The organism is Silvibacterium dinghuense, assembly GCF_004123295.1.
Lineage (GTDB): Bacteria > Acidobacteriota > Terriglobia > Terriglobales > Acidobacteriaceae > Silvibacterium > Silvibacterium dinghuense.
This window is the reverse complement of record NZ_SDMK01000003.1, coordinates 33,385-58,915: the sequence shown is the minus strand read 5'-3', so window position 1 is coordinate 58,915 and position 25,531 is coordinate 33,385. Positions and strand designations below refer to the sequence as shown.

The 25,531-nt window shown below is 57.3% G+C and carries 12 protein-coding genes; 7 read left to right on the top strand and 5 right to left on the bottom strand.

What is annotated here, in order from left to right:
* Positions 1-46: 46 nt before the first annotated feature.
* A complete protein-coding gene (locus tag ESZ00_RS14335; protein ID WP_129209017.1) occupies positions 47-1,120 on the bottom strand; it encodes an amidohydrolase family protein in 1,074 nt (357 codons plus the stop codon).
* 101 nt (positions 1,121-1,221) lie between these two features.
* On the opposite strand from ESZ00_RS14335, the gene ESZ00_RS14330 reads away from it, so the two are divergent.
* The 3 genes from ESZ00_RS14330 to ESZ00_RS14320 all read left to right on the top strand — a co-directional run bounded on the left by ESZ00_RS14330 (position 1,222) and on the right by ESZ00_RS14320 (position 8,390).
* On the top strand, positions 1,222-3,192 hold the full coding sequence (locus ESZ00_RS14330; RefSeq protein WP_129209016.1) for an enterotoxin: 1,971 nt from the start codon (positions 1,222-1,224) through the stop codon (positions 3,190-3,192).
* A gap of 16 nt (positions 3,193-3,208) precedes the next feature.
* Entirely contained in the window at positions 3,209-4,480 is a 1,272-nt protein-coding gene (locus ESZ00_RS14325; protein ID WP_129209015.1) for a D-tagatose-bisphosphate aldolase, class II, non-catalytic subunit, read from the top strand.
* A 349-nt stretch (positions 4,481-4,829) separates the two neighbouring features.
* The gene (locus ESZ00_RS14320) at positions 4,830-8,390 is read left to right on the top strand and encodes a TonB-dependent receptor (protein ID WP_129209014.1); all 3,561 of its coding nucleotides are present in this window, start codon (positions 4,830-4,832) and stop codon (positions 8,388-8,390) included.
* 73 nt (positions 8,391-8,463) lie between these two features.
* On the opposite strand, the gene ESZ00_RS14315 is transcribed toward ESZ00_RS14320, so the two are convergent.
* The 3 genes from ESZ00_RS14315 to ESZ00_RS14305 form a co-directional block, all read right to left on the bottom strand.
* On the bottom strand, positions 8,464-10,320 hold the full coding sequence (locus ESZ00_RS14315) for a glycoside hydrolase family 35 protein (RefSeq protein WP_129209013.1): 1,857 nt from the start codon (positions 10,318-10,320) through the stop codon (positions 8,464-8,466).
* Positions 10,317-11,324 (bottom strand): aldose epimerase family protein, encoded by a 1,008-nt coding sequence (locus tag ESZ00_RS14310; protein ID WP_129209012.1) that lies wholly within the window; start codon positions 11,322-11,324, stop codon positions 10,317-10,319. The genes ESZ00_RS14315 and ESZ00_RS14310 overlap by 4 nt, the downstream gene beginning before the upstream one ends.
* 278 nt (positions 11,325-11,602) lie before the next feature.
* Entirely contained in the window at positions 11,603-13,831 is a 2,229-nt protein-coding gene (locus tag ESZ00_RS14305) for a glycosyl hydrolase (RefSeq protein WP_129209011.1), read from the bottom strand.
* Positions 13,832-14,280: 449 nt separating this feature from the next.
* Here ESZ00_RS14305 and ESZ00_RS14300 point away from each other — a divergent pair, with 449 nt between their 5' ends.
* From ESZ00_RS14300 to ESZ00_RS14285, 4 genes are all read left to right on the top strand, one after another.
* Positions 14,281-17,607: an outer membrane beta-barrel protein gene (locus tag ESZ00_RS14300; protein ID WP_129209010.1), complete on the top strand. Its 3,327-nt coding sequence runs from the start codon at positions 14,281-14,283 to the stop codon at positions 17,605-17,607.
* A 217-nt stretch (positions 17,608-17,824) separates the two neighbouring features.
* Positions 17,825-20,857, top strand: coding sequence for a sensor histidine kinase (locus ESZ00_RS14295; RefSeq protein ID WP_129209009.1), 3,033 nt, complete (start codon positions 17,825-17,827; stop codon positions 20,855-20,857).
* Positions 20,854-21,483 carry a response regulator gene (locus tag ESZ00_RS14290; protein WP_129209008.1) on the top strand — a complete coding sequence of 210 codons (630 nt, stop codon included), beginning with the start codon at positions 20,854-20,856 and terminating at the stop codon, positions 21,481-21,483. The genes ESZ00_RS14295 and ESZ00_RS14290 overlap by 4 nt, the downstream gene beginning before the upstream one ends.
* 212 nt (positions 21,484-21,695) lie before the next feature.
* Entirely contained in the window at positions 21,696-24,209 is a 2,514-nt protein-coding gene (locus ESZ00_RS14285) for a glycoside hydrolase family 2 protein (protein ID WP_129209007.1), read from the top strand.
* 76 nt (positions 24,210-24,285) lie between these two features.
* Here the strand turns inward: ESZ00_RS14285 and ESZ00_RS14280 are convergent, their stop codons facing one another.
* The gene (locus tag ESZ00_RS14280) at positions 24,286-25,509 is read right to left on the bottom strand and encodes a HAMP domain-containing sensor histidine kinase (protein ID WP_164981533.1); all 1,224 of its coding nucleotides are present in this window, start codon (positions 25,507-25,509) and stop codon (positions 24,286-24,288) included.
* Positions 25,510-25,531: the final 22 nt, after the last annotated feature.

Here is a 25,531-nt window from a genome sequence, read left to right as displayed (position 1 = left end):
TTATATCGGGGGAAAATAGGCGATCAGCAAAAAGTAGGCATCTGCGTCAGCGCAACTTCGGCAGAAGCTTCAAGGCATTGTCCCGATAGACCTTCTTCAGCACGTCGTCCGGCAGGAAGAGACCGTAGATATTCCATCGCCCCTGCCGTGAGGCGTGCGATGGATATTCGAAGTACTCGTCTGCGGTTTCGAGGAAGCGGAAATAGAGACGGTACATCTCCACTTCCGGCAGTAAGTCTGTACCGAAGAGGATGCGGTCGGCGTATTTCAGGAAGAAGGAACGAGCGGTGTATGGCTGGCGTCCGAGTTCCGGCGTGCGTGCGCTGATGTCGATATAGAAGTTAGGAAGCGCATCAAGCTGGCCGGAAAGATAGGCGAGGTCTTCGCCTGATTCTGCGCAATGTGCGCCTACGAAGGTGACATTGGGATGGCGGGCGATGACGCGATTGCGCTGTTCCAGCAGTTCACGCTTCGAGACCGGTGAGTGGCTGAATCCCCAATCGGGATGCGCCGCGAGCTCCTCATAGCGTTCATTCTCGGCATCGATAGGTTCGAAGAAGGCGCTTGGGTCCGCGGTATGGAACATCACCGGCAGCTTCAGGGTTTCGCATGCTTCAAAGATGGGGATGAAGCGCTCGTCGTCGATGCGCAGCAGTGAGCCGTTGGCATCGCGCAGCACCAGGCCGAGATCTTTCCAGAATTTGATGCCGACCGCACCATGCTCCACCATCTGGTGGAGGCGGTCGATGGTGAGCTTCACGAAGTCCGGACGGTCGAGACCATTCCAGTCCATCCAGCCGATCGACGAGAAGCGATCGGGAGCGGCGTTGTGGAACTTGTCCATCATGTCGAGCGCCTTTTGCCCGACTTTCATGGTGATGTTGATACAGTGCTCGACGTTGGTCTGGTCCATGATGGACAGGACTTCTCTGGGGTCTGTCGAGTCGAGATGGTTGTGGTAGTCGATGACGGGGAAGCGTGCGCGTTCTATGGTGTGAACCGCGGTTTGCAGCGAGGAGCGCGGATGGAAATCGCTTAGCCGCAAATCCACCTCCGCGGTGGCATTGACCAAGTTGACGAACATATCGTTGTCAGTCTTCCCGGATTCTCCTGAAGGCATCGTCAGCTCCTCTTTTTCTCCATGGTATAAAAGGTTGTCGTTTTATTTCGTTTTGTTTCGACAAAACTACTGCGATCGATCTCTCCTCGTCAAGGAGCTATATGGCAGAACCTTCCCGATATTCGATCTATGTTGCAATTCTCCTCCTCGCGGGCGGATCTGCAGCCTGGGCCGCTGGGCCGCAGCCTGTATTTGGCAACCGTGTGGTCAGCGCCAATGTACAGAATGACGGAGGGCGGCTGCGATTGGGGGTTCTGGAAGATCGCTCGACGCACGCCCAGCTGCCCTTGGGGGAAGCCTTTGTGCTTGTCCTGCAGGATGGCCGGGAGGTGCCTGCCTCATCCATGAAGATGGAGGGAGGATTTACAGAATCCGTGCTCGAGGCAAGCCCCGAAGCGGCCAGAGCGGCGGAGCATCTGCCGGGCAGGGAACTGTGCGCAGAGCTCAAAGATGAGGGCTCCGGTGCCATGGTGCATTGGTGCATGATCGCCCGGGGCGATGCGCCTTATCTGCGCCAGGAGATCACCATCCACGCTGGCGGCAGGTCATTGCCGCTGGCGGATGTGGAGATGCTGCATTTCCACGACGATGAGGCCAAGGTGGTGGGCTCGGTTGCGGGCTCGCCGATGATCAGCGGGGAGTTTTTCCGCGGCTTTGAACATCCGCTGTCCTATAGCGAGGTAAAGGATGGAGAGGCGGTCGCGGGGCTCAAGCGCACATTGCCACTCGATGCCGGTCAATCCATTACGTATTCGTCGGTTGCGGGAGTGACTCACCCGGGACAGATGCGCCGCGATTTTCTTGCTTACATCGAGCTGGAACGTGCGCATCCTTACCGGACTTTTCTGCACTACAACACCTGGTATGACCTGGGCTTTGGCGAGCGCTTCGGCGCTGATGGCGTGCTGAACCGTATGCATGCGTTCGGAGAGGAGCTGGTCCGGAAGCGCGGTGTGGTCATGGACTCGTTCCTGATGGATGACGGCTGGGACAATACCAGCTCCTTGTGGGGGTTCGATAGCGGATTTCCGGATGGCTTTGCGCCTTTGCGTGCCACGGCAAAGCAGTATGGGTTCGGTATCGGCGTATGGCTTTCGCCGTGGGGTGGCTACGATAAGGAAAAGAGCGAGCGCATTGCTTATGGAAAGCGGGAAGGCTACGAGATCGTAAAAGACGGCTATGCCTTGTCCGGTCCCAAGTATTACGCCAAATTCGAAGAAGCATGCCTGAATTTCATCAGCCAATACGGTGTGAATCAGTTCAAGTTCGATGGTACGGGCAATGCGAACCAGGTCTTTCCCGGCAGTGTGTTTGACAGCGATTTTTCTGCTGCGATTCATCTGATCGATCGCTTGCGGAAACAGGAAAGCAACCTCTTTATCAATCTCACGACAGGTACGAAGCCCTCTCCTTTCTGGCTGCGATACGCGGATACGATCTGGCGCTCGGGGATGGACAACAGCTTTGCCGGGGAAGGGAGCTGGAGACAGCGATGGATTACCTATCGTGACGGCCAGACGTATCAGAATATTGTTCAGGCCGGGCCGCTGTTTCCTTTAAATTCGCTGATGCTGCATGGGCTGATCTATGCGCGGGAGGCGGAACATCTCAGCGATGATCCTGGGCACGATTTCGCAGATGAGGTGCACTCTTATTTCGGATCGGGAACGCAGTTGCAGGAGATGTACATCACGCCGTCGCTGCTCTCCTCCGCAGACTGGGATGTTCTTGCGGAGAGCGCTCGCTGGTCACGTGCCAATGCGGCGATTCTTCGTGACACCCATTGGGTCGGAGGCAATCCGTTGCATGGAGAAGTCTATGGATGGGCTTCGTGGAGCAAGCATGGCGGAATTCTGGTTTTGCGGAATCCTTCCTCCCATGCTGCGTCGTTTCCTGTGGACATCGGAAAGGCATTCGAACTACCGGGAGATGCCGCTTCGCGTTATGTAGCGCATAGTCCCTGGAAGGCAGATGCTGCGCAGCCTGCTGTGGAACTGCAGTCTGGTGATCCGCACACCTTTACGCTGAAGCCATTCGAAGTATTGACCCTGCAGGCTACGCCCCGCAGCTGAATCGGAGAAAGAGAATATGTCGCAGCTATTGCAACAGCTTTTGAAAGAGCGGAATGAGCCCGGGAAGGCGCGCGGTATCTATTCCGTATGTTCGGCGCATCCATGGGTGATCCGTGCATCCATGCAGCAGGCGATTGCCGACGGCAGTCCGTTGTTGATTGAAGCGACTTCAAATCAGGTGAACCAGGATGGCGGTTATACCGGTATGCGGCCGAAGGATTTTCGCAAGCTGGTAGAAGAGCTTGCCGCGGAAGAAGGCCTCGCGCTCGACCGGATTATTCTTGGCGGCGATCATCTCGGGCCGAATCCATGGCAGAACCTGCCTGCGGAAGAGGCAATGAGGCGTGCTGAGGCTATGGTCGCGGAGTATGCAGCTGCCGGCTTCCGCAAAATCCATCTCGATGCCAGCATGGCCTGTGCCGATGATGTGTCTCCTCTGCCAACTGCGGTTGTCGCAGAGCGCGCAGCGCGGCTTTGCCGGGCAGCGGAAAAGGCGGCCACCGGCGAGAAGCCCGGGTACATCTTCGGCACGGAGGTTCCGGTGCCGGGAGGCGCGACAGAAAGTCTGAACGGGCTTGAAGTGACCAGACTCAAGGATGCCGAAGAGACCTGGCGTATTCATCGGGAGGTCTTTCACGCACACGGCCTTGATGATGCATGGGAGCGTATGCTGGGCATGGTGGTGCAGCCAGGGGTCGAATTCAACCACGACAGCGTTGTGAATTATGACCGCGCCAAAGCGGTTACGCTGACCTCTCTACTTGACCGCGCCCATGGGCTGGTGTTCGAAGCGCACTCCACGGATTATCAGCGCCCCGATCTTTACCGTGCTCTTGTGGAGGATGGGTTTGCCATTCTGAAGGTCGGTCCGGCACTTACTTTTGCCATGCGCGAGGCGCTCTTTGCACTCGCTGCGATCGAAAAGGAGTTGGTGCCGCCGGAAGAATCGTCTCGATTGCCGGAGGTCATGGAAGAGGTGATGCTGGCTCATCCGAAGAACTGGTCGAGTCATTATCACGGCAATACAAAGGAGCAGAAGCTCCTGCGCCGTTACAGCTACAGTGATCGCATTCGTTATTACTGGAATGACCCGGATGCGGAGCGGGCGGTGGAGTTGCTGATGCGAAATCTTCGCGCCGTAACACTGCCGGAAACACTGCTGAGCGCCTATCTGCCGCTTGAGTACAGGGAAGTGCGACAGGGAGTTTTGCAGGCCGAGCCGGAAGCGATTGTCCTGCGACAGATTCGTCGGGCGCTAGAGCCCTATGCCGCTGCCTGCTTCGGTTGAGGCCGGAACAGCAAAAGACAGATGAGAGATCGAGGGCGTTTCATCCTATGGCGGCGAGTGTGCCGCCATAGGATGAAACGCCCCTATTTTTGTAGACCGTGGCCTCGACTTCATCACTCGATCGCTACACCAAAAAGCGATATTTTTGCCGGCGTATGAAGAAAAGTATTTCGTGGAATAACGAATAGTGTCGTTTTGTGTCGATTATTAATTTTTACGTTGCATTTACTATTATTTTTTATTTACTTTACCTGCATTATCCGCTCTTTTGTTGACTGGTCCTGATGTTTGAATTGCTCCCCCGCAGCGAGGGGCGGCTGCGAAAGAGACGGCAATTCCGGAGGAACCAATGTCGCAGAAGAGAACGTTGCAGTTCTGTTGGACACTTTGTCTTCTCTTGCTTGGTGCATTGGGGATTGTGTTTCCGTCCTCGATAAAAGCGCAGGTTGATCAAGGGGCTGTCACAGGAGTCGTAGAAGATGGCACGGGAGCCGTTGTTGCAAAGGCGGCGGTAACACTTACAGATCTTGATACCGGGTTGGTATTGAAGACGGTGACAGGTGATGGCGGTGTATATACGTTCTCGCCTGTAAAGATCGGAAACTATAGCATCAGCGCCAGTGCCGCGGGTTTTTCTACGACGACGCAGGCTGGGCTGCAGGTGAACGTACAGCAGCGCCTAAACGTTAACCTGGCCCTCAAGCCGGGTTCGATCGATCAGTCCGTGACGGTGAGCAGCGCTCCGCCGCAACTGCAGACGGAAGAAGCATCCGTGGGACAGGTGATGGATGCAAAAGAGATCAATAACACTCCGCTGAATGGCCGCAACTGGGTCTATATCGCGCATCTGAGCGCAGGTGTTACGCCCTCGGTTGGCGCACGCGGCACGGGGACCGGCGACTTCTCCGCGAATGGACAGAATGCCGAGCAGAACAACTTTGTGCTGGACGGCGTGGATAACAATACGGCTGTTGTCGATTACCTGAACGGATCTTCTTTCGTTGTTCGTCCTCCGCCGGATGCGCTGGCCGAGTTCAAGATCCAGACCGGCGATTACAGTGCAGAGTTCGGGCACTCTGCCGGTGCGGTCATCAATGCCAGCCTGAAGTCAGGCACCAACCAGATTCACGGTACGGCATGGGAATATGTACGGAATGATATTTTCGACGCGCGCAATTATTTCGATACCTCGGTAGCCAAGTATCGCGAGAATCAGTTCGGGGCGACTCTGGGCCTGCCCATTCTTAAGAACAAGCTGTTTTTCTTCGGCGATGTGGAAGCGAATCGCATTGTGCAGGGCGTGAATGATGGGTATTTTTCTGTGCCCACGGCAAAGATGCGTACCGGAGACTTCAGCGAGCTGCTCAATCCCACGCTGAGTGGAGCCTCGGGAGCGATCTACCTCTATCAGCTTTCGAGTGCAGGCGGACAGACGAGCACGGGGGCTACGCCTACGAATGGAACCAGCAACCCCTATGTTCAGAGCTGCAACGGGCAGGTGAACGTGCTTTGCTCTTCGCAGATCAACAGCCTGGCGCAGAAGGTTCTGAACCTGTATCCGCTGCCGAATACCGGTGCCGAAGGGCAGACTTATAACAACTACACGTCGCTGGTGAATGCGACGAACAATACCTGGCAGTGGGACGCGCGCGTGGACTGGAATATCAGTTCGAAGGATCAGGCGTTTGTGCGCTACAGCTATCTGAATCAGGCCGGCTATCAGCCTCCTCCGCTGGGTGTGATCGTGGATGGCGGTTCGTATACGAGCGACGGCAACAATCGCAACCTGGGCGAGAATTTTGCGCTCAGCGAAACGCATGTTTTCACCGATAAGCTGGTGAACGAGTTCCGCTTCGGCTATAACTACGGCCACTTTTTCTATACTGGCGCGTCCAGCGATTCGGATGTTTCCTCCAGCCTCGGACTGGGCGGTATTCCTTACGAGACAGGCTTTGGCGGCATTCCGAACATCGAACTCGATGGTGTGAATTCGCTGACGACGATGGGGCAGCCTGCGTACTATCCTTCGCAGGAGTACCAGAATTCGTATCAGATTCTGGACAATCTGACGCAGCAGGTGAAGAACCACTCCATCAAGGTGGGCTATAGCTTTCAGCGTATCCGGTTCGATGCGTTGCAGCCGCCCTATGCTCGTGGTTATTACGACTATTCCGGTGCTTATACCGGGATTCCCGGAGTGCAGGACAGCGGATACGGTGCTGCGGACTTTCTGCAGGATGCGCAGTACAGCTCCAGCATCTCGAACATCCTGAATACCGACGATCTGCGCTGGGCGCACTCTGCCTATGTGCAGGATGACTGGAAGGCGACGCCGCGGCTTACAGTGAACATCGGCGTGCGTTATGACTATCAGACGCCGATCCTGGAGCGCCATGATAACCAGGCATCGCTCTTCCCGGAGACGCTTGCTGCCGGAGCGGGGACTGGCACCTTCGCCATGCCCATCAGCAAGGAAAGCACGACGATTCCGTCCGGCTTTCTTTCGGCTCTAAGTTCCAGCAACCTGTCGCTGGTGTATTCGAAGAACCGCTATCTCGTCGATCCGCGGAAGGATAACTTCGCTCCGCGCATTGGTGTGGCCTATAGCCTGGATGACCGCACCGTGGTGCGTGCCGGATACGGTCTCTTCTATGGTGGATTCCAGGCGCTGGGACTTGGGAACAATATGTCTCAGAATTACCCCTTCAGCTTTACCGCAAACTACGGCGGTAACACTTCCTGCTATCAGGGCAACTGCCCCACGGATGGCTTCACGCTTGCGAATGGCTTCAGCTCGCAGATCGCGGCGGGGCTGCTGAATTCCGCAGGCACGTCACTGCTGACTCCGATCGGTGCGGATAAGGACCCAAAGACGACTTATAGCCAGGAGTACAACCTGAGCGTGGAGCGTTCTCTGAGCAATCAGATGACGGCAACGCTCAGCTATGTCGGCACGGATGGACGCCATCTTCCGACTTCCTACAACGTGAATTCTCCGATGGAGATTGTACCTTCGACGAGCAGTGCGCAGTCGGTGCGGCCGTTCACAAACTTCTCCGGTGCGAACTTCATTAGCTATCGTGCATCGTCAAACTACAATTCGCTCCAGGCCAAGCTTGAAAAGCGTTATTCCTCCGGCCTGAGCTTCCTGGCTACTTATACCTTTGCGCATGGGCTCGACAATGACATTCTGGTGCTCGAGTCGAACAATGCGAGTTGGTATCGCAACCCGTTGCTGATTCCAATCAGCATGGAGTATGCGAACTCTCCGATGGATGTGCGTCACCGTGTTACCTTCAACGGAAACTATGAGCTTCCGTTTGGACAGGGACGCCGTTTCTATAACCATGCGGGTGTTGTGAACCAGGCCGTCGGCGGCTGGTCCACGAGCTTGACCTTCCAGGCTCAGACCGGCAATCCGATCAGCATCGGCCCGAACATCACGGTTGCATCGGGTCTGGGCACCGCAAATGCGATCCGCTTGAGCGATCCGTTTGCAAGCGGCGGCAGTTCGCCGGCTTCCAACTCCACGACTTGCGCGACGAAGACCAAGACCGTCGCACACTGGTTCAATCCATGTGCGTTTGGAAGTCCGCTTCCGGCGAGCGATCTTACTGCGGCTACATCGAATCTGGCCACGGTTCTCAGCTATGCCGGCGGAACCCGCAGCCAGACGTTTGGCCCGGGCCTGGATCGCGTGAATATGTCCTTCTTCAAGAACTTCACTACCTGGCGTGAGCAGCGGCTGCAGTTCCGGGCCGATGTTTTCAACCTGCTGAATACTCCCGCTTTCGGAACGCCGTCTACGACGAATGGACCAACAGGCGGCGAGATCACGAGTACCCGCAGCCTGCAGTCGTATACGCCAGATGCGAGGTTCTTTCAGTTCTCGGCGAAGTACACTTTTTAACCTTAAGCAAGATACAAAGAGAAGAGGCGGCGATTGCATCGCCGCCTCTTCTCTTTGTGGAAGGACTTTGTTGTTATTTCGCGGGAGCCGCTGTAGCGAAGATCGGTTTATCTCGGCCCTGCATGGTGGGATGGCTTACGCCGTGAAGATCGAGGACGATCACTTCGTTCTCGCCCTGCTTTAACCACGATCCGGGAGTAAAGAGCGTGTGTTGAGGGCCGATGCTCCAGATGCGGCCGAGCGGGTGTCCGTTGATCCAGACAAATCCTTTTGTGAAGTTGCTGGTGTCCAGATAGGTATCTGCGGTGGATTCGGTTTGAAATGAGCCACGATAGAAGCAAGGAGACTGATCACATGCATTACTGCGGAAGGTCATCTCTCCGGGGTTGAGCATCGGCAGCGGATAAATCGACCAGTCCTGCAGCGGAGCGGAGGCGAGCGTTACGCTGCCGAGAATACCTTTTCGTTCTCCGCGGAGTACAGGAGTGAAATTTACGCGTCCGCTGTTTTCGACCAGGAAGTCGAGACGCTGTCCTTTTTTCACGGTGACATGCAGCCGGGTCTGATTCAGCCGACGGTCAAGCGTGCCGAGTAGTTTGCCGTCGGCATAGATTTGCGCGTAGTCATGGAGCCCATCGATGATGAGGTCTCCATCCGCATCGGCCGGTGCCTGTGTGCGGTAGAGAATGTATCCGTAGGCCTGGCCAAGGTCTTCCATCGATTGCAATCCGGCAGAGTGAATCGGCGCAGGAAGGTTATCCCAGAGAGATGCCGCACTGGACAGCGAAAAGCTGGGAATCGTCTGTAGAGTCGGTGCTGCAGGAACCGGCAGAGGAGTTATACCGGTGGCCTTCGCAATCACATCACGAAACTTATAGAACTTATCCGTAGGAATGCCGCTTTCGCTCACCGGCGCGTCGTAATCGTAGCTGGTCGTGTCCGGTTGATACTCTCCTCTGGTCGAGTTGGCGCCGTTCATCCAGCCGAAACTTGTGCCTCCGTCAAACATGTACATGCTTACGGAGTAGCCCTGATTGAGCATCCATGCCAACTCCGCGGCTTCTTTGTCGCCGTCGGTGACGTGATGTTTTTCTCCCCAGTGATCGAACCATCCGGCCCAGTATTCCCCGCTCATGAATGGGCCGTCCGGGCGCAGGGTATGGAGCAGTGCAAAGCCTTCCTTTGCGCCTCCGGTGCCGAAGTTAATCACGGCTGGTAACTCAGGGAGCGCGCCATGGGGAAGCTGCTCCGGGCCGTCGGCGGTATAGAGCATGGCCCTGGTAAAACCGCTGGCCTGGAGGATGCTCTTGATCTGTTCCATGTATGCGTGATCGTCCCCAAAGGACCCGTATTCATTCTCGACCTGTACTGCGATGATCGGACCGCTATTGCCGATCTGCAGCGGCGCCAGCTCCTGTCCAAGCCGCTTCATCCACGAAGTTACAGGTGTAATGAACTTAGGATCAGAGCTGCGAACGACGATGCCTTTCTGCCGCAGCAGCCACGAAGGATATCCGCCCCACTCCCACTCTGCACATACATACGGGCCTGGACGGAGGATCACATAAAGGCCTTCCTGCTGCGCTTCGCGGATAAACTCTGCAACATCGTTTTGCCCGCTGAAGTCGTAGCTGCCTGGCTGCGGCTCATGCAGGTTCCAGAAGACATAGGTGGTGATCGTGTTCAGCCCCATGGCCTTTGCCATTTTGAGGCGCGCCCGCCATTCTGCGCGAGGAATGCGGGCATAGTGGATTTCTCCGGAGATGATGCGAAAGGGTTTTCCATCCAGCGCAAAATGCCCCTGCTGGACGCCGAATGTGTGGGGTGTGCTTTGAGCAAAAAGTGCATGGATGGGGAGCGTCGTGATGCTCAGTGTTAATAGAGCACTGCACGACCAGCGTCCACGAGGTCTCCTGGCAGAGTCAGTCATAATTCTCCGGATTGTTGTGAGATAAGTGGGGCAGTGGAAGCGGTGGGATGCTTTGATGCAAAGCGAATGAATTCTTCCCTGGTGATACCAGCCCGGGATAGATGGAATTCGATCGTGAAGCGGAAGGATTCTCCCGGCATCAGCGGTGTAGCCAGATCCTTTTCACGCGCCTGACGCAGTGATCCACAGGGTGCGGTCGTCGGTTCGGGGGCGAAGGCGTATTGCTTCGGCGTGTTTTCGTTTTCTGGCCAGCCTCCTTGGCAGATCCATAGGCCGATGTAAGGAAGCTTCGATGTATCGAAGCGCATGACAAGACCCTGGCGGTGCAGGGTACGATAGAGGCCGCACCATCCGTGGTTGAGCCTGCCTGTATAAAGCATGTCGGCGGTCTTTTCTATGGAATGTGCCAAGTGATCGAGACGCTGGGAGTATGGATTTGCTGCAGGCCAGCGGACGTTCTCGCCAGGTGCGCCGAGGCGATCGTGCAACGACGAGTGCAGCGTGAGGTTGGAGACTTCCTGCGGAAGAACGATCCAACTGTCTGAATCGATTGCGAGCAGAGGGTGCGTAGCGTACAGGAAATCGGTGGCTTGTTCTCCGATGTTTTTTATGCAGTAGGCAATGCTCAGGCTTGAGTCATGGAGAGAGATATCTTTGCGGAACCTGAGCGGACGGCTGAAGCCTTCCGCGCAAAGAGAAAGCGTGGTTTTCGTGGGGACTGACAGGATTTCCCATGGCATCTGCCAGAAGTCACCGTGGTCGGGAATCTGCTCGCCGTTCAGGTTGCATGCACTGACGGTAGGCAGACATTCTTCGATGCCTGCGCAGGCTCCTTGCAGGAAGATATTGTGCCGAGCCGGCTGCAGGGGCCAGAAGGGACGATGCGGCTGCAGGAGAAATTCGAGTCCCGAGTCCAGGCTTATCACTGAGGTAATGCGACCACCCTCTGCGGGTGCGACGATGACTTGGAGTGCTTCTGTTCTGAGCTCCAGAGATTGTGACACAAGGACTCCGCTTCAGCGCTGAGGTGCAGGTTCTCCGAGAGCCTTCCGATTTCGTCGCGATTGTCAGCGGGTCGATATGACGATTCGCAGTCGTGCTATTGCCAGATCGCAATGCCGGTGGGGATGGAGAGCCAGGAGTATTGCAAGGGAATAGTAGCACTTAAATGTAATAAAACGAAACTAAACGGTGCATGCGTTGCGATCGAGGGCTGGAGGCTGCATCGACATGTTGATGGAAGACCACCCTTTGCGCAGGATGGCAGCGGCTCTCCGATAGATCATGCTTTCCCTTGCACGACGAGCAGCAGGGTGGCATAGGCCGACAGGTGCAGCGGCAAGGAGGAGTAGGGCTTCAAGGTATCGATCTGCAGAGTTTCCGTCTCTCCTGTCTCTGGATTCCATCGCTCCACTTTTTGTGCTTTGAGATTCAACAGCAGGCGATTATCCAGCGTGCGGCTGCCTTCGTTGAACAGCAGGATGACTTGGCCATTACGAATCGTTCGCATCTCCACGCGCAGTGCTGGGTCTGGTTCTGCAAGTTCGACTCCTTGTTTCGGAATCGATGCTTTGAGTTGCTGCAGGAGCGGCGCTGGTGTCTCAAGAGGGGCAGGAGGAGCGGCGGGCGGGAATTGTGGCGGTGTCGGCGTGGGCGCCAGATCTACGGGTACGATGTTGGCCCATGCGAAATCTTCGCTTTTGGTTGAGCGAGCCTGCAGATCCGTGCGGCCGGCAATGAACGAGGGAACTGCTCCGATGAAAAGGACGTGGCCTCCTGTCTTGGCAAAGGCACGAAGCCGCTCGACCACCGTCTGGGGCAGCAATATGGCATGCGGGACAATGACGGTCTTGTATGCATTTCCACTGTCGCTTCGGAATGCTCCGGGTTCTGCCTTCAGCAGATGCCCAACCGCATCTTCGTCGACGATGTCGAAGTCGATCTGATGCTCGGATAAGACCCGTTCCATGGAGACAAAGGTGTCATCGGTTTTGGCACTGCCCATCCAGAGGCTTTCAGCCGGCAGCAGCAGCGCGACCTGAGCTGCGGGTCTGCCTTGCGAGAGGATGTAGCTCATGCGGCTTGCATCGTGCATCAGCGCGGGATAGCCCGGATCGCGCATGAATTCTATGGGGCCGCCCTTGCCTGAAGTCGTGGTCGAGGGGTAGTACATCGTTTCTACTAGATTGATGCCGCGGACGAACTGCTCATTCAGGATGTAGCGCGCCATCGGAACATCCGGCAGTGGACGATAAGCGGCGAAGCTCTCAGTGAATACCCGGGGATGCCCATAGACGTGCGCAGCCGAGCTTGCAAGCCTGGGATAATCGGATACGGTATCTGTCCATATCTGATGCCAGATGGCATCGATTCCTGGAACCTGCACATAGCGCATATCGCGAAAGAAGTCGCCTTCGCTACGAGCCAGCTGAAGCTGCATTTCTTCGTGGTTCAGGTGTACCTGGTACTCGACGCCGTGGGCTGTGCACCAGTCGGCCTGCGGCTTGAAGAAGCCATCACGGAACATCTCCGCGAACACATCGTAGTAGTCTGCTTTCGCGCGCAGTTGTTCTGCTGTCAGTGCGATGTCCTTGCCTTGCAGCAGTGCTGCCAGCCATGGCCGCGGATCGTAGCCTTTCTCTTTCTGAAAGCGGTCGAAGAGTGCTGGCGTCCAGGGTAGTCCGCTGATCGAATAGTCCGGCTCATCGCCGCGGAAGCCGAGTATCGTCTTGCCAAACTCGTCTCCGACAGCTTTGAAATACGCTTCGTGTGTGATCTTCAGGTATTCCGCAGTTGCATTCGGATCAAGGTAGTCTTCGAGGGATTGCGAGGTATCCTTGACCGCTTTCGGATTGGTGTCGGACCTGGTTGGTGAGGTACGGAACTGGTGCTCTACGATGTAGACCGTCCAACTGCCGCTGCCCGATGGCGCGGTCCAGCTTACATGGCCGTCGGAAATCGGTAGCTGAACGCTCTTGCCGTCTGCGCGCATGGCTGCGACGGCTACCGTTGCTGGTGTCACTGCCTGGCTGAAGCTTGCTCCGCCACTTATCGTGGAGTGCGATACGGCGACGAGTGCCTGCATGCGGAGATCCGGGTGATCGGAAGAGATTTTGCCGCCGGCAAATCCACTTGGGTATCCGGCATCGTCGACGATCCAGATGCGCAGGTTGCGGCGCTTTGCTTCCTCTACAAACTGCTTGAAGAAGTTGAAGTACTCGGGCGAGAGATAGGGCAGCTCCGCATTGCGTCCCCCCTGCACGGTGACGGCATGGAAGCCGAGCTGCACCATCGTGTCGAGGTCATGCCGCACCGATTCGATGGTGATGGGGCCGTTCAAGCCATAGTATGGCTCCGGGCCGTATTCCGGCGGCGGTGTCCGCCATGTTTTTCGCAGCTGCTCGACTGTCGGATTGCTGAATCGCTGCCAGGAGGAGGGTCTCTGAGCGCCTGCAACCATGAAAGTGCTGCCTATGGCCAGCAGGCATGCAATGCGGAAATGACGAAGCATGAGAAGAGACACCTTTCCGGGATAACGATTCACGCGACGTAGCCGCAGGCCTGATTATCCTATAGGAATTATTTCCTATTTGAATATTGATGGGATGCCGGTGTCTTGAGCTCTGCGAGAAGCTGGGGGACGATGCAACCGCCGTACTGTCGCGTGCGGCATGCGCTATGCAGCGCAGAGCGGTATGTGGTGGCAAAGCGTGGCGCCTGCCCGCATGGGCTCTAGCGCTGACGCTTCGCTTCGGTGTGATCTTATCGATCGACCTTGTTGCCTTCGTATCCACTTTTTTGTGAGCGGTTCTACTTTCGGCGGATTCGCGGTGTTGATTCCGGCGCATACAGTCTTCGGCGAACCCTGGATAGAGAGATTCGGATGACTGACAGGGCAAGGATCCCGCTCCGTAGAACGGATTACAGGAGCGGGACGATGGCGATTATGGAGGCAGTCGAATGGATAGGAACTGGCGCAGAGATTCTCTGCTGGCGCTGCTGATCTGTGTGCTCATGCTTGGCATGGCCGCTCCGGCTTTGGCGCAGGCAGTAGGAGCCAGCCTCAACGGGCAGATTGTGGACCCGACGGGAGCAGCGATTCCCGGGGCAACGGTCACGGTTAAAAACACGGGCACAGGGTTAACGCTGACGTCGAAGAGCTCAGAGGTGGGTACCTATCGCGTGGCGCCGCTGCCACCGGGCGATTACACGCTGTCTGTTCAGGCTTCGGGTTTCCAGAGCTACCTGCAGCAGGGCATTACAATCACGGTGGATACTCCGGCGACACAGAATGTGACGCTGAAGACAGGCGACGTACAGCAGACGGTCACGGTAACAGCCAATGCCGAGCTGCTGAACACGACAAGCGGTTCGCTGGGGCAGACGATCGATTCGACGTCTGTTTCGCAGCTGCCATTGAACGGGCGGTCGCCTTCGACTCTGGTCTATCTCGCGCCGGGTATGACTTCGGGCGGCAACACCTATTCGCAGACGGGATTTTCGTTCCCTACGGAGACGACTGTATCCGCGAACGGCGGCACGCAGGGCAGCACGTACTTCCTGCTGGACGGCGTACCCAATATGGATACCTATCTCGGGCTGCCGGCGCCGTTTCCCAATGCCGACGCGACGCAGGAATTCCGCGTGATCACGAACAACTTCAATGCCGCATATGGATTCGCTCCGGGTGCGGTGGTGAGCATCCAGACCAAGTCCGGCACCAATGATATTCATGGCGGAGCCTTCGACTTCTACCGCGATAAGGTCTTCAACGCGAAGGACTGGTTCTCGCACGAAGTGAACCCGCTGCACCAGAACCAGTTCGGCGGCTATGCGGGCGCGCCGATCATCAAGAATAAGCTGTTCGTCTTTGCTAATTACCAGGGGACGCGGAATGCCTCGGCCTCGACATCGCTTTCCTCCTACCTGCCGACGCAGGCCATGCTCAACGGCGACTTCAGTGCCTACTCGAGCAGCGGGCAGGAGACGCTGCCGGCGCCTTTCCATATGGTGAATGGTGTGCCGAACCAGATCGACCCGAGCCTCTACAGCGCCGTCGCGGTGAAGGTTGCGTCAGATGCGCTGCCACTGGGGCAGCAGGCGGACGGACTCACTTATTACACCTCGCCGGCGTTCATTAACCAGTTTGATGAAGGGACGTCGCGGCTGGATTACGACATCACGCCGAATCACCGGCTCTCTCTGCGCAGCTTCGTGAACAGCTTCATTCAGCCTTCAGGGGATGTACCGGGAAACCTGCTGGCGATGAACAATAACTGGACCTACGACTTTGCCATCAACGAGCGCTACTACAACGAGACGTTGAACTATACATGGACGATCTCGCCCTCGACGGTGAACGTGCTCTCGGCCTTCTGGACGCAGATGAATGCGGTGAACGGCGCCGAGGCGGATACCAAGGAAGGCCAGCCCTTCTGCTGGTCGAACTATATCGATGTGACCGAATTGCCGGGGCAGTGCTATGTGGAAGGCTTCTCGGTGGGCGGCGACGGGTTCAACGTGGGCTACTACGAACCGTCGTCGGAGGGTCGTACGACTTATGGGCTCTATGACCAGCTGACGAAGACGATCGGCACGCACACACTCTCCTTCGGTGTGGATGTGCAGCACCAGTCGGCGGCGGAGCAGACGCAGTATCCGGCCGCGCCGATCCTCGACTTCAGCGGCGAGTATACGGGCGTGGGGCTGGCCGATTATCTGCTCGGCGACCTCTCGTCGTACACGCAAGGCGCCGGCGAGATTGCGGCAGTGCATGGCTGGCAACCGGGTTTCTTCGCGCAGGACGAGTATCGCTTCCGGCCAAATCTGACGTTGACGGCAGGGCTGCGCTGGGATCCGAATATTCCGCCCCAGATTGTGAATGGACGCGCAGCGACTTTCGTTCCCGGACAGCAGAGCACGGTGTATCCCAATGCGCCGGTAGGCCTGGTCTTCCCCGGCGATACGGGTATTGGCGATGGGCTGATGCGCACGACATACGGGTACTGGGAGCCGCGCATCGGTGTGGCCTGGCAGCCGCGCAGCCTGCCGCATACCTCCGTGCATGCGGGCTTCGGACTATTTACCTCGCCGATGATCTACTCGGACTACAACCACACGGCGGACAATGCGCCGTTTGCTCCGACCTACAGCCTCTACGGCACCGGCACGACACCGCTGGACCTGGCGGCTCCGTGGTCGACATTTGCGGGCACCAATTATGTGAGCCCATTTCCGCCATTTGCATCCTCATCCTACAAGCCGGCCTCGACGGTGGCTTTCAATTCCGGGCTGAGCATTCCGGCAACCATCGATCCGGGCTTCAAGCTGGGCACGACGCAGAGCTGGAATGTGACGCTGGAGCAGCAGATTGGTCAGGCGATGGTGTTGCGGCTGGCGTACGTGGGTAGCCAGACCTATCATGCGCCATTCATCCTGGACCGCAACCCGGGCGTGTACGCGAGCGCGGGAGCGCGCAGCCAGTACACGCAGTTCGGGGAGATTCTCGACATGCTGAGCTACGGCACAGCGAACTACCACGCGTTGCAGGTGAGTCTGGAGCGGCGGCTGAGCCACAATCTACAGTTCCAAACCAACTTCAGCTGGTCGAAGACGCAGGATCTGGCATCGTCGGCCAACATCAGCTTCGGAACGAACCAGCTAGGCGATCCGTTCAACCTGGCATGGAGCCATGGCATTTCGAGTGAGAACGTGCCGCTGCGCTGGGTAGGCAACCTGACCTACACCACACCGGAGCTGCGCGCACATAATGGCCTGCTGCGGCAGGTGCTGGGGAGTTGGGAGCTGAGCCTCATTACCACGGCGCAGTCCGGCTTCCCATTCTCGGTGAGCGGCGGCTTCGGCGCGAACGAGTCCGAGGCGCTGCAGTATGAGGATCGCGCCGATCGCGTCTCCGGCCAGGGACTTGAGGTGCGCAAGGGAGGGAAATCGAACTGGATCAACAGCTACTACAACGTGAATGCGTTTGTAGAGAACCAGCCGGGAACCTTTGGTGACAGCGATAAGAACCTGATGCAGGCTCCTCCGCTGACCTATACGGATGCGGGCCTGTTCAAGAACTTCCCGTTCCTCGAGCGCTATAACCTGCAATTCCGCTGGGAGATGTTTAACGCCTTCAATCAGCCGAGTTTTGCGGCTCCGAACTCTACCAACCAGCTCTCCTATGATTCGACGATCGGCAATGTCGGCGGTAGTGAGGGTAAGATCACGGCGACGGGATCGGAACCGGCACGTATCGGCCAGATGGCGCTGAAGCTGACCTTCTAACTGCTTCGCGCAGGGTGGGACGCCTTCGGCTTCCGCTCCCTTTGGTTGCGGAGTGGGGTTCTGTTCTACCCCACTCATGCCCAAAGCAGGCATGGGCGGGCACTTGGCTTTGAACTTGAAACATGGTTACAAGGCCCGGGTTCTCAAAACCTGGGCTTTCTTGTTTCTGCTTCCTTCATGAGACGCATATCCGGGGTCTATCATCAGCGGCATACGCATGAATTGGTTGGGTTCACTGGGAAGCCGTGCGGTATGGCGGCTATGGATGATCGCACTCGGGCTTTTATCGCTCGGTAGCGTGGCAGCGCACGGACAGATGAGCACAAGTCCGCGCCTGCAGTACACACAGCGCGTGTGGCATGTGCAGGATGGTCTGCCAGAGGAGACAGTGCAGGCTGTGCAGCAGGCTGCAGAGGGTTACCTCTGGATTGGCACGACTGGCGGTCTGGTGCGCTTCGACGGCTCGCGCTTTATCACCTATAGCCGAAGTACGAATCCGGGTGTATCCGAGAACAGTATCTTTTGCCTGGCGGCGGTAAAGGATGGGAGTTTGTGGTTTGGTACCGAGGGTGGCGGGCTGGTTCATCTCGAGCATGGGAGCTTTCACAGTTATGGGCCGGAGCAGGGGCTGACAGACAGCTTTGTGCGCAGCGTGATCGAAGACAGCGCGGGACGCCTCTGGGTAGGTACGGATAATGGTCTCTTCCGCATGGAGCATGACCGGGCGCTGCGTGTGGATACCTCGCAGGTGGCGCCGAGCCTGGCTGTGCATGCCATCTATGAAGACCGCGAACATCGTGTATGGGTGGGTGGCTCGCGTCTGCTGATGTTCTCCGGAGGTGGGGTGCATGCCTACCGGCTTGAGGGAGCTTACAGCCAGAACCGGGTAAAGAGCATCGTCCAGACTTCCGACGGTACGGTGTGGGTGGGCACCGTGAGCGGGTTGCAACGGCTAAGAGGCGGACGTTTCGAAGCCGTGCCTGGACTGCATGCCACGGTGCGGACACTGCGTGAGATGGACGACGGGACGTTATGGATCGGAACGATCGGACACGGATTGTTTCTCTACAGCCATGGCCTTCTTCAGAGCGCCGCCGATCGTGGATTGTTGCCGAGCAAGACGGTTCTGAGCCTGGCAACGGACAGCGCGCACCAGATGTGGATCGGGACGCAGGATGGATTGACGCGGTTGAGCCGCACACCGGTGGGAGTGGTGCCGCTCCCGGGTGGGTCGGATCCGGATTTCGAGACGATTTCCTTTGACCCTAAAGGGGACCCGGAAGGGATGGTATGGGTCGCCGCGTCGCAGGTCTATGCGATTCGGCAGCAGCTCGCGTCGCTGTATAGCTTTTCGCAGCTTTCGGGCGTTCCGGTGCGGAATGTCTTTCGCGATCGCGAAGGAGGTCTCTGGATCGGCAGCGATGGCAGCGGTGCCTATCGTGTTGCCGCAGGCGAAGTGACGCATTACTCGGCACCGGAGACGTTATCGAATAATTTTGTGCGCGGATTTCTCGAGAGCCGCGACCGGGCGATGTGGATTGCGACCGATGAAGGCGTGACGCGCATTGCGAATGGGCATGTGCGCAATTACCGCGTCCGCGATGGGCTCGCATATTTCAGCACGCGCTCCCTGATCGAGGACAACGAGGGCAAAATCTGGATCGGCACGGATCAGGGCCTGAGCTGCTGGGAGGCTGGACGATTTGTACAGAACGAAGCAACACGGATGCTGGCGAAGGAGAAAATCTGGTCGATCCTGCAGGACCGTTCCGAGGCGATCTGGTTTGGCACCCGGGATCACGGCATCTTCCGCTATCGAGAGGGAGTACTTGAGCACTTCACGACGGAGCAAGGGCTGACGAGCAACAGTGTCTATCAGCTGCTGGAGGATCGCTTTGACCAGCTGTGGATCAGCAGCCCGGATTCCATTTCGTCGATCCCACTCTCGGCGCTCGATTCGGCACAGCCGGAGAGCGGTGCGCAATTGCCGGTTACGACCTACGGCATGCCCTACGATGCAAGCGGAGCGCAGATGTATGGAGGCAGGCAGCCGGCAGGTTGTGTGGATCGTGACGGCGGGTTATGGTTTCCGAGCAGCAAAGGTGCGCTGCACATTGTGCCTGAGCCGGCTCCCCGGCTGGAGGCGCCTGCTGTGATGCTTACCGACGCTATCGTGGATGGCCGTTCGATCCCGGCGAGTGCGTTGCATACGATTCCTGCGGATACGTCGCGGCTGGAATTCAGTTACTCTCCCCTCTCGCTTCGTGCCCAAGGCAGCGCGCATTTTCGCTATAAGCTGGAGCCTTTCGATCGACAATGGACGTATGCGGGAAGCTCGCGCATGGCGGCCTATACGAATCTTCCTGCCGGACGCTACACCTTTCATGTTGCTGCCTTCCCCTTGAATAATCCTGAGGCGGTATCGGAGACATCGCTCACCTTTCGTAAGGAACCGCATTTCTATGCGAGCTGGTGGTTTCTTTCGCTTTGTGTTGTGCTGGCAGGATTGCTGGTCCTGGCTTCGTACCGTTGGCGAATGCGCTTGTTGAACCTGCGCTTTCAGGCGGTGCTCGAAGAGCGCAGCCGGCTGGCGCGGGAGATGCACGATACGGTCATTCAGGGTTGCACGAGTATCTCCGCGCTGCTTGAGGCAATATCTTCTTTCGAGCGGGAGAACACGTCGATGCAGCATGATCTGTTGCACCATGCGCGTACGCAGGTTCGAACGACGATCGAAGAGGCGAGGCAGGCGGTGTGGAATCTTCGTCACGGCGAAGAGCCGCAGCAGGATATTGCGGCGGCGGTGGAGTCGATGGCCGAGCACACGGCCCGCGAGTTTGGTATCCCCATTGTGTGCCGAAAGACGGGCTCTGCATTTCTGATTCCACGATCGGCAGCGCATGAAATTCTGATGGTCATTCGCGAGGCTATCTATAACGCGGTGATGCATGGCCGCCCGTCGCAAATCTGGATTGAGCTGGAGGCGCAGTCCGGGTGGCGCGTGGGACAGGGCGTAGGACAAAGAGCGGCGCAGCTCTCCGCAGTGGTGCGTGATGATGGCATGGGCTTCGACCCTGCCTCTCCGCCTGATGATGGCAAGCCACATTACGGTATTGCGGGCATGCGGGAGCGGATCGAGCGCCTGCACGGCGAGATTCAATGGACAAGTGTTCCGGGCTCGGGAACGACTGTTTGCTTCAGCATTCGAAGGCAGGCGCTGGCTCCAGCGCGGGAGGGCATTGCCGTATGACAGAAGAGACGCAGACGAGCGTGCTGGTCGTCGATGACCACCCGATCATGCGCTATGGCGTAGTAGCGATCATTGCCGCGCGAAGCGATATGCGGGTGGTTGCGCAGACAGGAACTGCCTCCGGAGCAGTCGAGCTATTTCGCGAACATCGTCCGGACATCACGTTAATGGACCTGCGCCTGCCGGATCGCAGCGGGGTCGAAGCAATTCGCGAAATCCGGAGCTTTGCGCCGTGGGCCAGATTGATCGTGCTGACGACGTATGAGGGCGACGAGGATATTCATCAGGCGCTCGAGGCGGGCGCACGCGGCTACCTTATCAAAGGCATGCCGCATGAAGCATTGATCGAGGCGATCCGGAAGGTGAAGGCAGGCGGGCGCTTTGTGCCTGCACCGGTGGCGAGAGCGCTGGCCTCGCGTATGCCTGACGGTGAACTCAGCACGCGCGAGCGCGAAGTGCTTGAGCTGCTGGTGCGCGGGAAGAGCAATCGCGAAATCGCCGAGCTGCTTTCGATCAAGGAGGCGACGGTGAAGTCGCACGTCAGCGTCATTCTTATGCGCCTGAATGTGACTGATCGTACACAGGCCGTCATTACGGCGCTGCAGCGCGGACTTGCACATCTGTGAGTGTGCTGATTGCTGCAGGTCCATAACCTCAAATTCAGGTTTGGTTCGACTTTTGGTGGATACGCAAGAAGTTGTGCCTCACGTAATGTTTCGGGTGCAGATGTATTCGCAAAGAGCGAAGCCATCTGTGCGACTATCACCCGTATGGTCTGGCTCACTGCGCGATGCGGAGGGTAGACTGTCTTTATTCGCATTGAGCAGGAACCTTATCCATGTCCATCTCGCGTCGAGAATTTTTAAGCTCCGGAGTTGTTACCGGGGCAGGTTTAGCTCTTGCCCGTTTTATGCAGCCTTCTGCGGCCTCTGCCGCCGAGAGGGAAGGCCCCAACGTTACATCTTCTGCCGTATGGCCGATTGCACCGCGTTTTCGCGAGGCGCACAGCTTTGATCAAGGATGGCAATTCGCGCGGTCGGATGGGAGCGTGCAGGGTCTTCCATCTGATGTTGCCGGTGGGGATCTGATTCCGCCTGATGACAAGAGTTGGGAAGCGGTGACACTGCCGCACAGCGTGAGGCTTGAGCCGCTCAATGCCGGCGGAGGGCAGAATTTTCAGGGCGTGTGCTGGTACCAGAAGCGGTTCACCGCGAAACCGGAGTGGCGCGGACGAGTCGTGAGACTAACGTTTGATGGGGCGATGTCTGTTGCCGATATATGGCTTAACGGACGCCATCTGACTACCCATTACGGCGGATATCTTCCGTTCGTTCTCGACCTTTCTCCGTTGCTCGATTTTGCGAATGGGAATAACCATGTTCTGACGGTGCGGCTGAATAACAAAGACAATCCCGAGGTGCCGCCAGGCAAGCCGCAGGGCGAGCTCGATTTTGTTTACTTCGGTGGACTCTATCGCAGCGTACGGCTGGAGGTTATCCATCCGGTCCATATCAGCGATCCGATGTTCGCAAACAAGACCGCGGGTGGCGGCATCTTCGTGACCTATCCTTCGGTGTCGAGAGACGCAGCGACTGTGCAGGTGCAAGTGGATGTTTCCAATGTCTCTGGGCGAACGCGGCATGCGGCTGTGCGGCTGGAGCTGTGGGACGCGGCGGGTATGTCCGTTGCGAAAGTAGAACGTGAAGTCGAGATCAACGAAGGTAGCTCGCATGCGATCACTCAGATGATCGTCGTGCAGCAACCACATCTATGGCATCCCTATCGTCCGTACCTCTATCAGTTGCATGCAATAGTGCTCGAGGAGGGAGTTTCGGTCGATGACCAGTACCTGCGCATCGGGATCAGGACATTTCGCTTCGATCGCGATGAGGGGTTGGTGCTCAATGGGGAGAAGTTCTTTTCTTTAGGAGCGAACCGCCATCAGGATCATCCCTATGTCGGTTGCGCGTTGCCTGCTTCAGCGCATTACCGCGATGCATGGAAGCTGCGCGATGCGGGCTTCACCTCTTACCGCTGTCATTATCCCCAGCACCCGGCATTCATGGATGCTTGCGATGAGCTGGGCATTCTGGGTATCGTGTCAAACCCTGGATGGCAGTTCATCGGTGATGCCGTCTTTCGGGAGCGTGTGTATCAAGATGCACGGGAGATGATTCGCCGGGATCGTAACCATGCGTGTGTGGTGCTATGGGAGGCGCAGCTCAATGAGACGGATAACAGGAGTGTTGCCGCAGAGCTCTATCGCATCGTTCATGAAGAGTATCCGGGCAAGGATTGTTATGCCGCCGGCGACCGGATTACGGAGCCGGTTTCAGGCTTTTCGGGATGGGATGTAGAGTACTCACGCAATGATGGTAGCCGACCCTTGTGGACTCGCGAATGGGGGGATCAGGTAGATAACTGGACCGACCAGCAAGGAAGTGCGCGCGTGGACCGGGAATGGGGCGAAACACCGATGCTGGTGCAGGCGGCGCGTCATCTGACAGCGCTCGATGAGATCTATGCGGAATTAACGGAGCCTCTTAAGCCGGGCAACGCTCGGGCTGCGGGCGCAGACCTGTGGGCGGGGATTGATTATTATCGCGGTTATCATCACCAAACATATTTCGGTTCGCCGCTTGATTTGTTCCGGCTGCCGAAGTTCGACTATTACCTGTTTCAGAGCCAGAGACCAGCGAGTCGCGATGCTTCGGACTATGGCAGTGGCCCCATGGTTTTCATCGCGAACTTTGCGACTTTCCAATCCCCAACGACGGTGATAGTGTTCAGCAATTGCGAAGAGGTGCGGCTGACACAGAACGGAAAGCTGGTTGCAACGCAGCGGCCGGATGAGGGATATCATCTGCCACATCCTCCCTTTACCTTTCGCCTGGAGCCGTTCAGTCAACTGCATTCCATGCTGTTTGCTACCGGCGTGGCTGCGCCTGGGACGGCGATCGGCAATGTGAAAGCGGAAGGATGCATCGGCGGAGTCGTAGTCGCAACCCACGAGATCAAAGCGCCGGGTGTAGCGACACATATAGAGCTGATTGCCGATACCTGTGGCCGCTCGTTGACTGCGGATGGCGCAGACTGGGTACGGCTCTATGCACACGTCTGCGACTCACGGGGGACCACATACCCCTATGGCGCGGATCAGGTGAGCTTTCATGTAGATGGGGAAGGCGCGATTATCGGTGATGAGCGCCTGCTGGCCAATCCCATGCGAGCGCAGGTAGGTATTGCTACGGCATTACTTCGGACAACACCGCGAGCCGGTATGATCCGGATCGTGGCTTCCGCTCCTGGTTTGAAGGCAGCAGAACTGCAGATTCAATCCGTGACAGGATAGGCCATATTTAGAACCTTATCCTGATGAGCTGCTGGGATCGCTTATGCCAGAGAGCGTCCAGCGTGTCGGGCGAGGTTTATCTTTGCTTTGCGGATGGGGCATTCGCTTTCTCATTGAGAGGGAATATCGCGATAAGTCGAAGGCCAGGAGATGCGTTCTCGGCGTGAAGTGTTCCTCCATGCCATTGCACTCCGCGGCGAGCGATAGAGAGGCCGAGGCCGAGACCAGGTCGCTCACTTTGCGAGTCTTCTTCCCGATAGAAGGGATCAAAGATTCGCTCCAGACGCTCAGGTGGTACGCCTCCGCCGAAATCGCGGACGGTGACGATAGCCTCATTGAGCTGGTGATGCATCGCGACTTCGATGTGAGACCCCGGAGAGGAATGGACAATCGCGTTACGAAGCACATTTTCGAGTACACGGCCGATAAGTTCAGGACGGGTATTGTGCAGGATCATAGAGGAAGATTGAAGCTCGATCGTGACAGACCGTGAAGAGGCTTCGATCGATGCATCCTGGACGGCATTTCTGACGATTTGCTCGAGGTCTGCATCTTGTAGAGGCGCTTGATTCTCTATCGCGCTCCAACGTTGATGGAATTCGGTAATCTCACCGACGAGCGCGGATAGTTTCTTTACATTCGTTTCGATCTGTGCGGTCAGGTCGTCCTGGCGCTGTTGCTTCGCCAGGTGTACGGCGAGGGACAATCGCGCGAGAGGTGCACGAAGTTCGTGGGAAATGTCCTGCAGGAGAAGCCGTTCGGTACGGAAGCTCTGCTCAACGCGCTCGGCCATGGCATTGAAGTTGGCCGCAACCTGTCCAATTTCGTCTTCACGATGGGAGGCGATTCGCAGCTCCATCTGTCCTTTACCGAAGGCATGCAGTGCGTCGCGGATGCGGCGTAGCGGGAATACCAGATAAAGCAGGGAGAACAGGAGCAGGCCGGTGGTCACGATCATGCACACGGCAAAGTAACCCCATGTCGCTGGGCCGGTCTGGATTGCAGTACCTACTACGGCAAAGCAGAATTGTCCGTCATCGGAGCGTTGGGCCAGGTGGAAGACCCCGTGGAAATATCCGCGATATCGCAGATCGGTCGCTCGGGGCAGAAGTCCCGCCAGCGAGTTGCCGGTAATGAGGTCGGTTCCATTCGCAGAGAGCAAAAAGTGCCGACCACCGAAGGCGCGATCGAGGCTGCGGAGGTATTCCGCAAGTGCGTCTGGTCCATGTGCCTGGAGCGCACTGCGAGCCTCATTCAACTCGAGGCGATCCATTGCCTCGAATGTCGGAGCGACGTACATCTCGTAACTCTTCTGCGCCAGG

What these genes read in the sequence shown, in the direction of transcription:
- ESZ00_RS14320 (WP_129209014.1), top strand. Translation starts at nt 4,830, where the DNA reads ATGTCGCAGAAGAGAACGTTGCAGTTCTGTTGGACACTTTGTCTTCTC.
- ESZ00_RS14330 (WP_129209016.1), top strand. Translation starts at nt 1,222, where the DNA reads ATGGCAGAACCTTCCCGATATTCGATCTATGTTGCAATTCTCCTCCTC.
- ESZ00_RS14335 (WP_129209017.1), bottom strand. Translation starts at nt 1,120, where the DNA reads ATGCCTTCAGGAGAATCCGGGAAGACTGACAACGATATGTTCGTCAAC.
- ESZ00_RS14290 (WP_129209008.1), top strand. Translation starts at nt 20,854, where the DNA reads ATGACAGAAGAGACGCAGACGAGCGTGCTGGTCGTCGATGACCACCCG.
- ESZ00_RS14305 (WP_129209011.1), bottom strand. Translation starts at nt 13,831, where the DNA reads ATGCTTCGTCATTTCCGCATTGCATGCCTGCTGGCCATAGGCAGCACT.
- ESZ00_RS14295 (WP_129209009.1), top strand. Translation starts at nt 17,825, where the DNA reads ATGAATTGGTTGGGTTCACTGGGAAGCCGTGCGGTATGGCGGCTATGG.
- ESZ00_RS14300 (WP_129209010.1), top strand. Translation starts at nt 14,281, where the DNA reads ATGGATAGGAACTGGCGCAGAGATTCTCTGCTGGCGCTGCTGATCTGT.
- ESZ00_RS14325 (WP_129209015.1), top strand. Translation starts at nt 3,209, where the DNA reads ATGTCGCAGCTATTGCAACAGCTTTTGAAAGAGCGGAATGAGCCCGGG.
- ESZ00_RS14280 (WP_164981533.1), bottom strand. Translation starts at nt 25,509, where the DNA reads ATGTACGTCGCTCCGACATTCGAGGCAATGGATCGCCTCGAGTTGAAT.
- ESZ00_RS14285 (WP_129209007.1), top strand. Translation starts at nt 21,696, where the DNA reads ATGTCCATCTCGCGTCGAGAATTTTTAAGCTCCGGAGTTGTTACCGGG.
- ESZ00_RS14315 (WP_129209013.1), bottom strand. Translation starts at nt 10,320, where the DNA reads ATGACTGACTCTGCCAGGAGACCTCGTGGACGCTGGTCGTGCAGTGCT.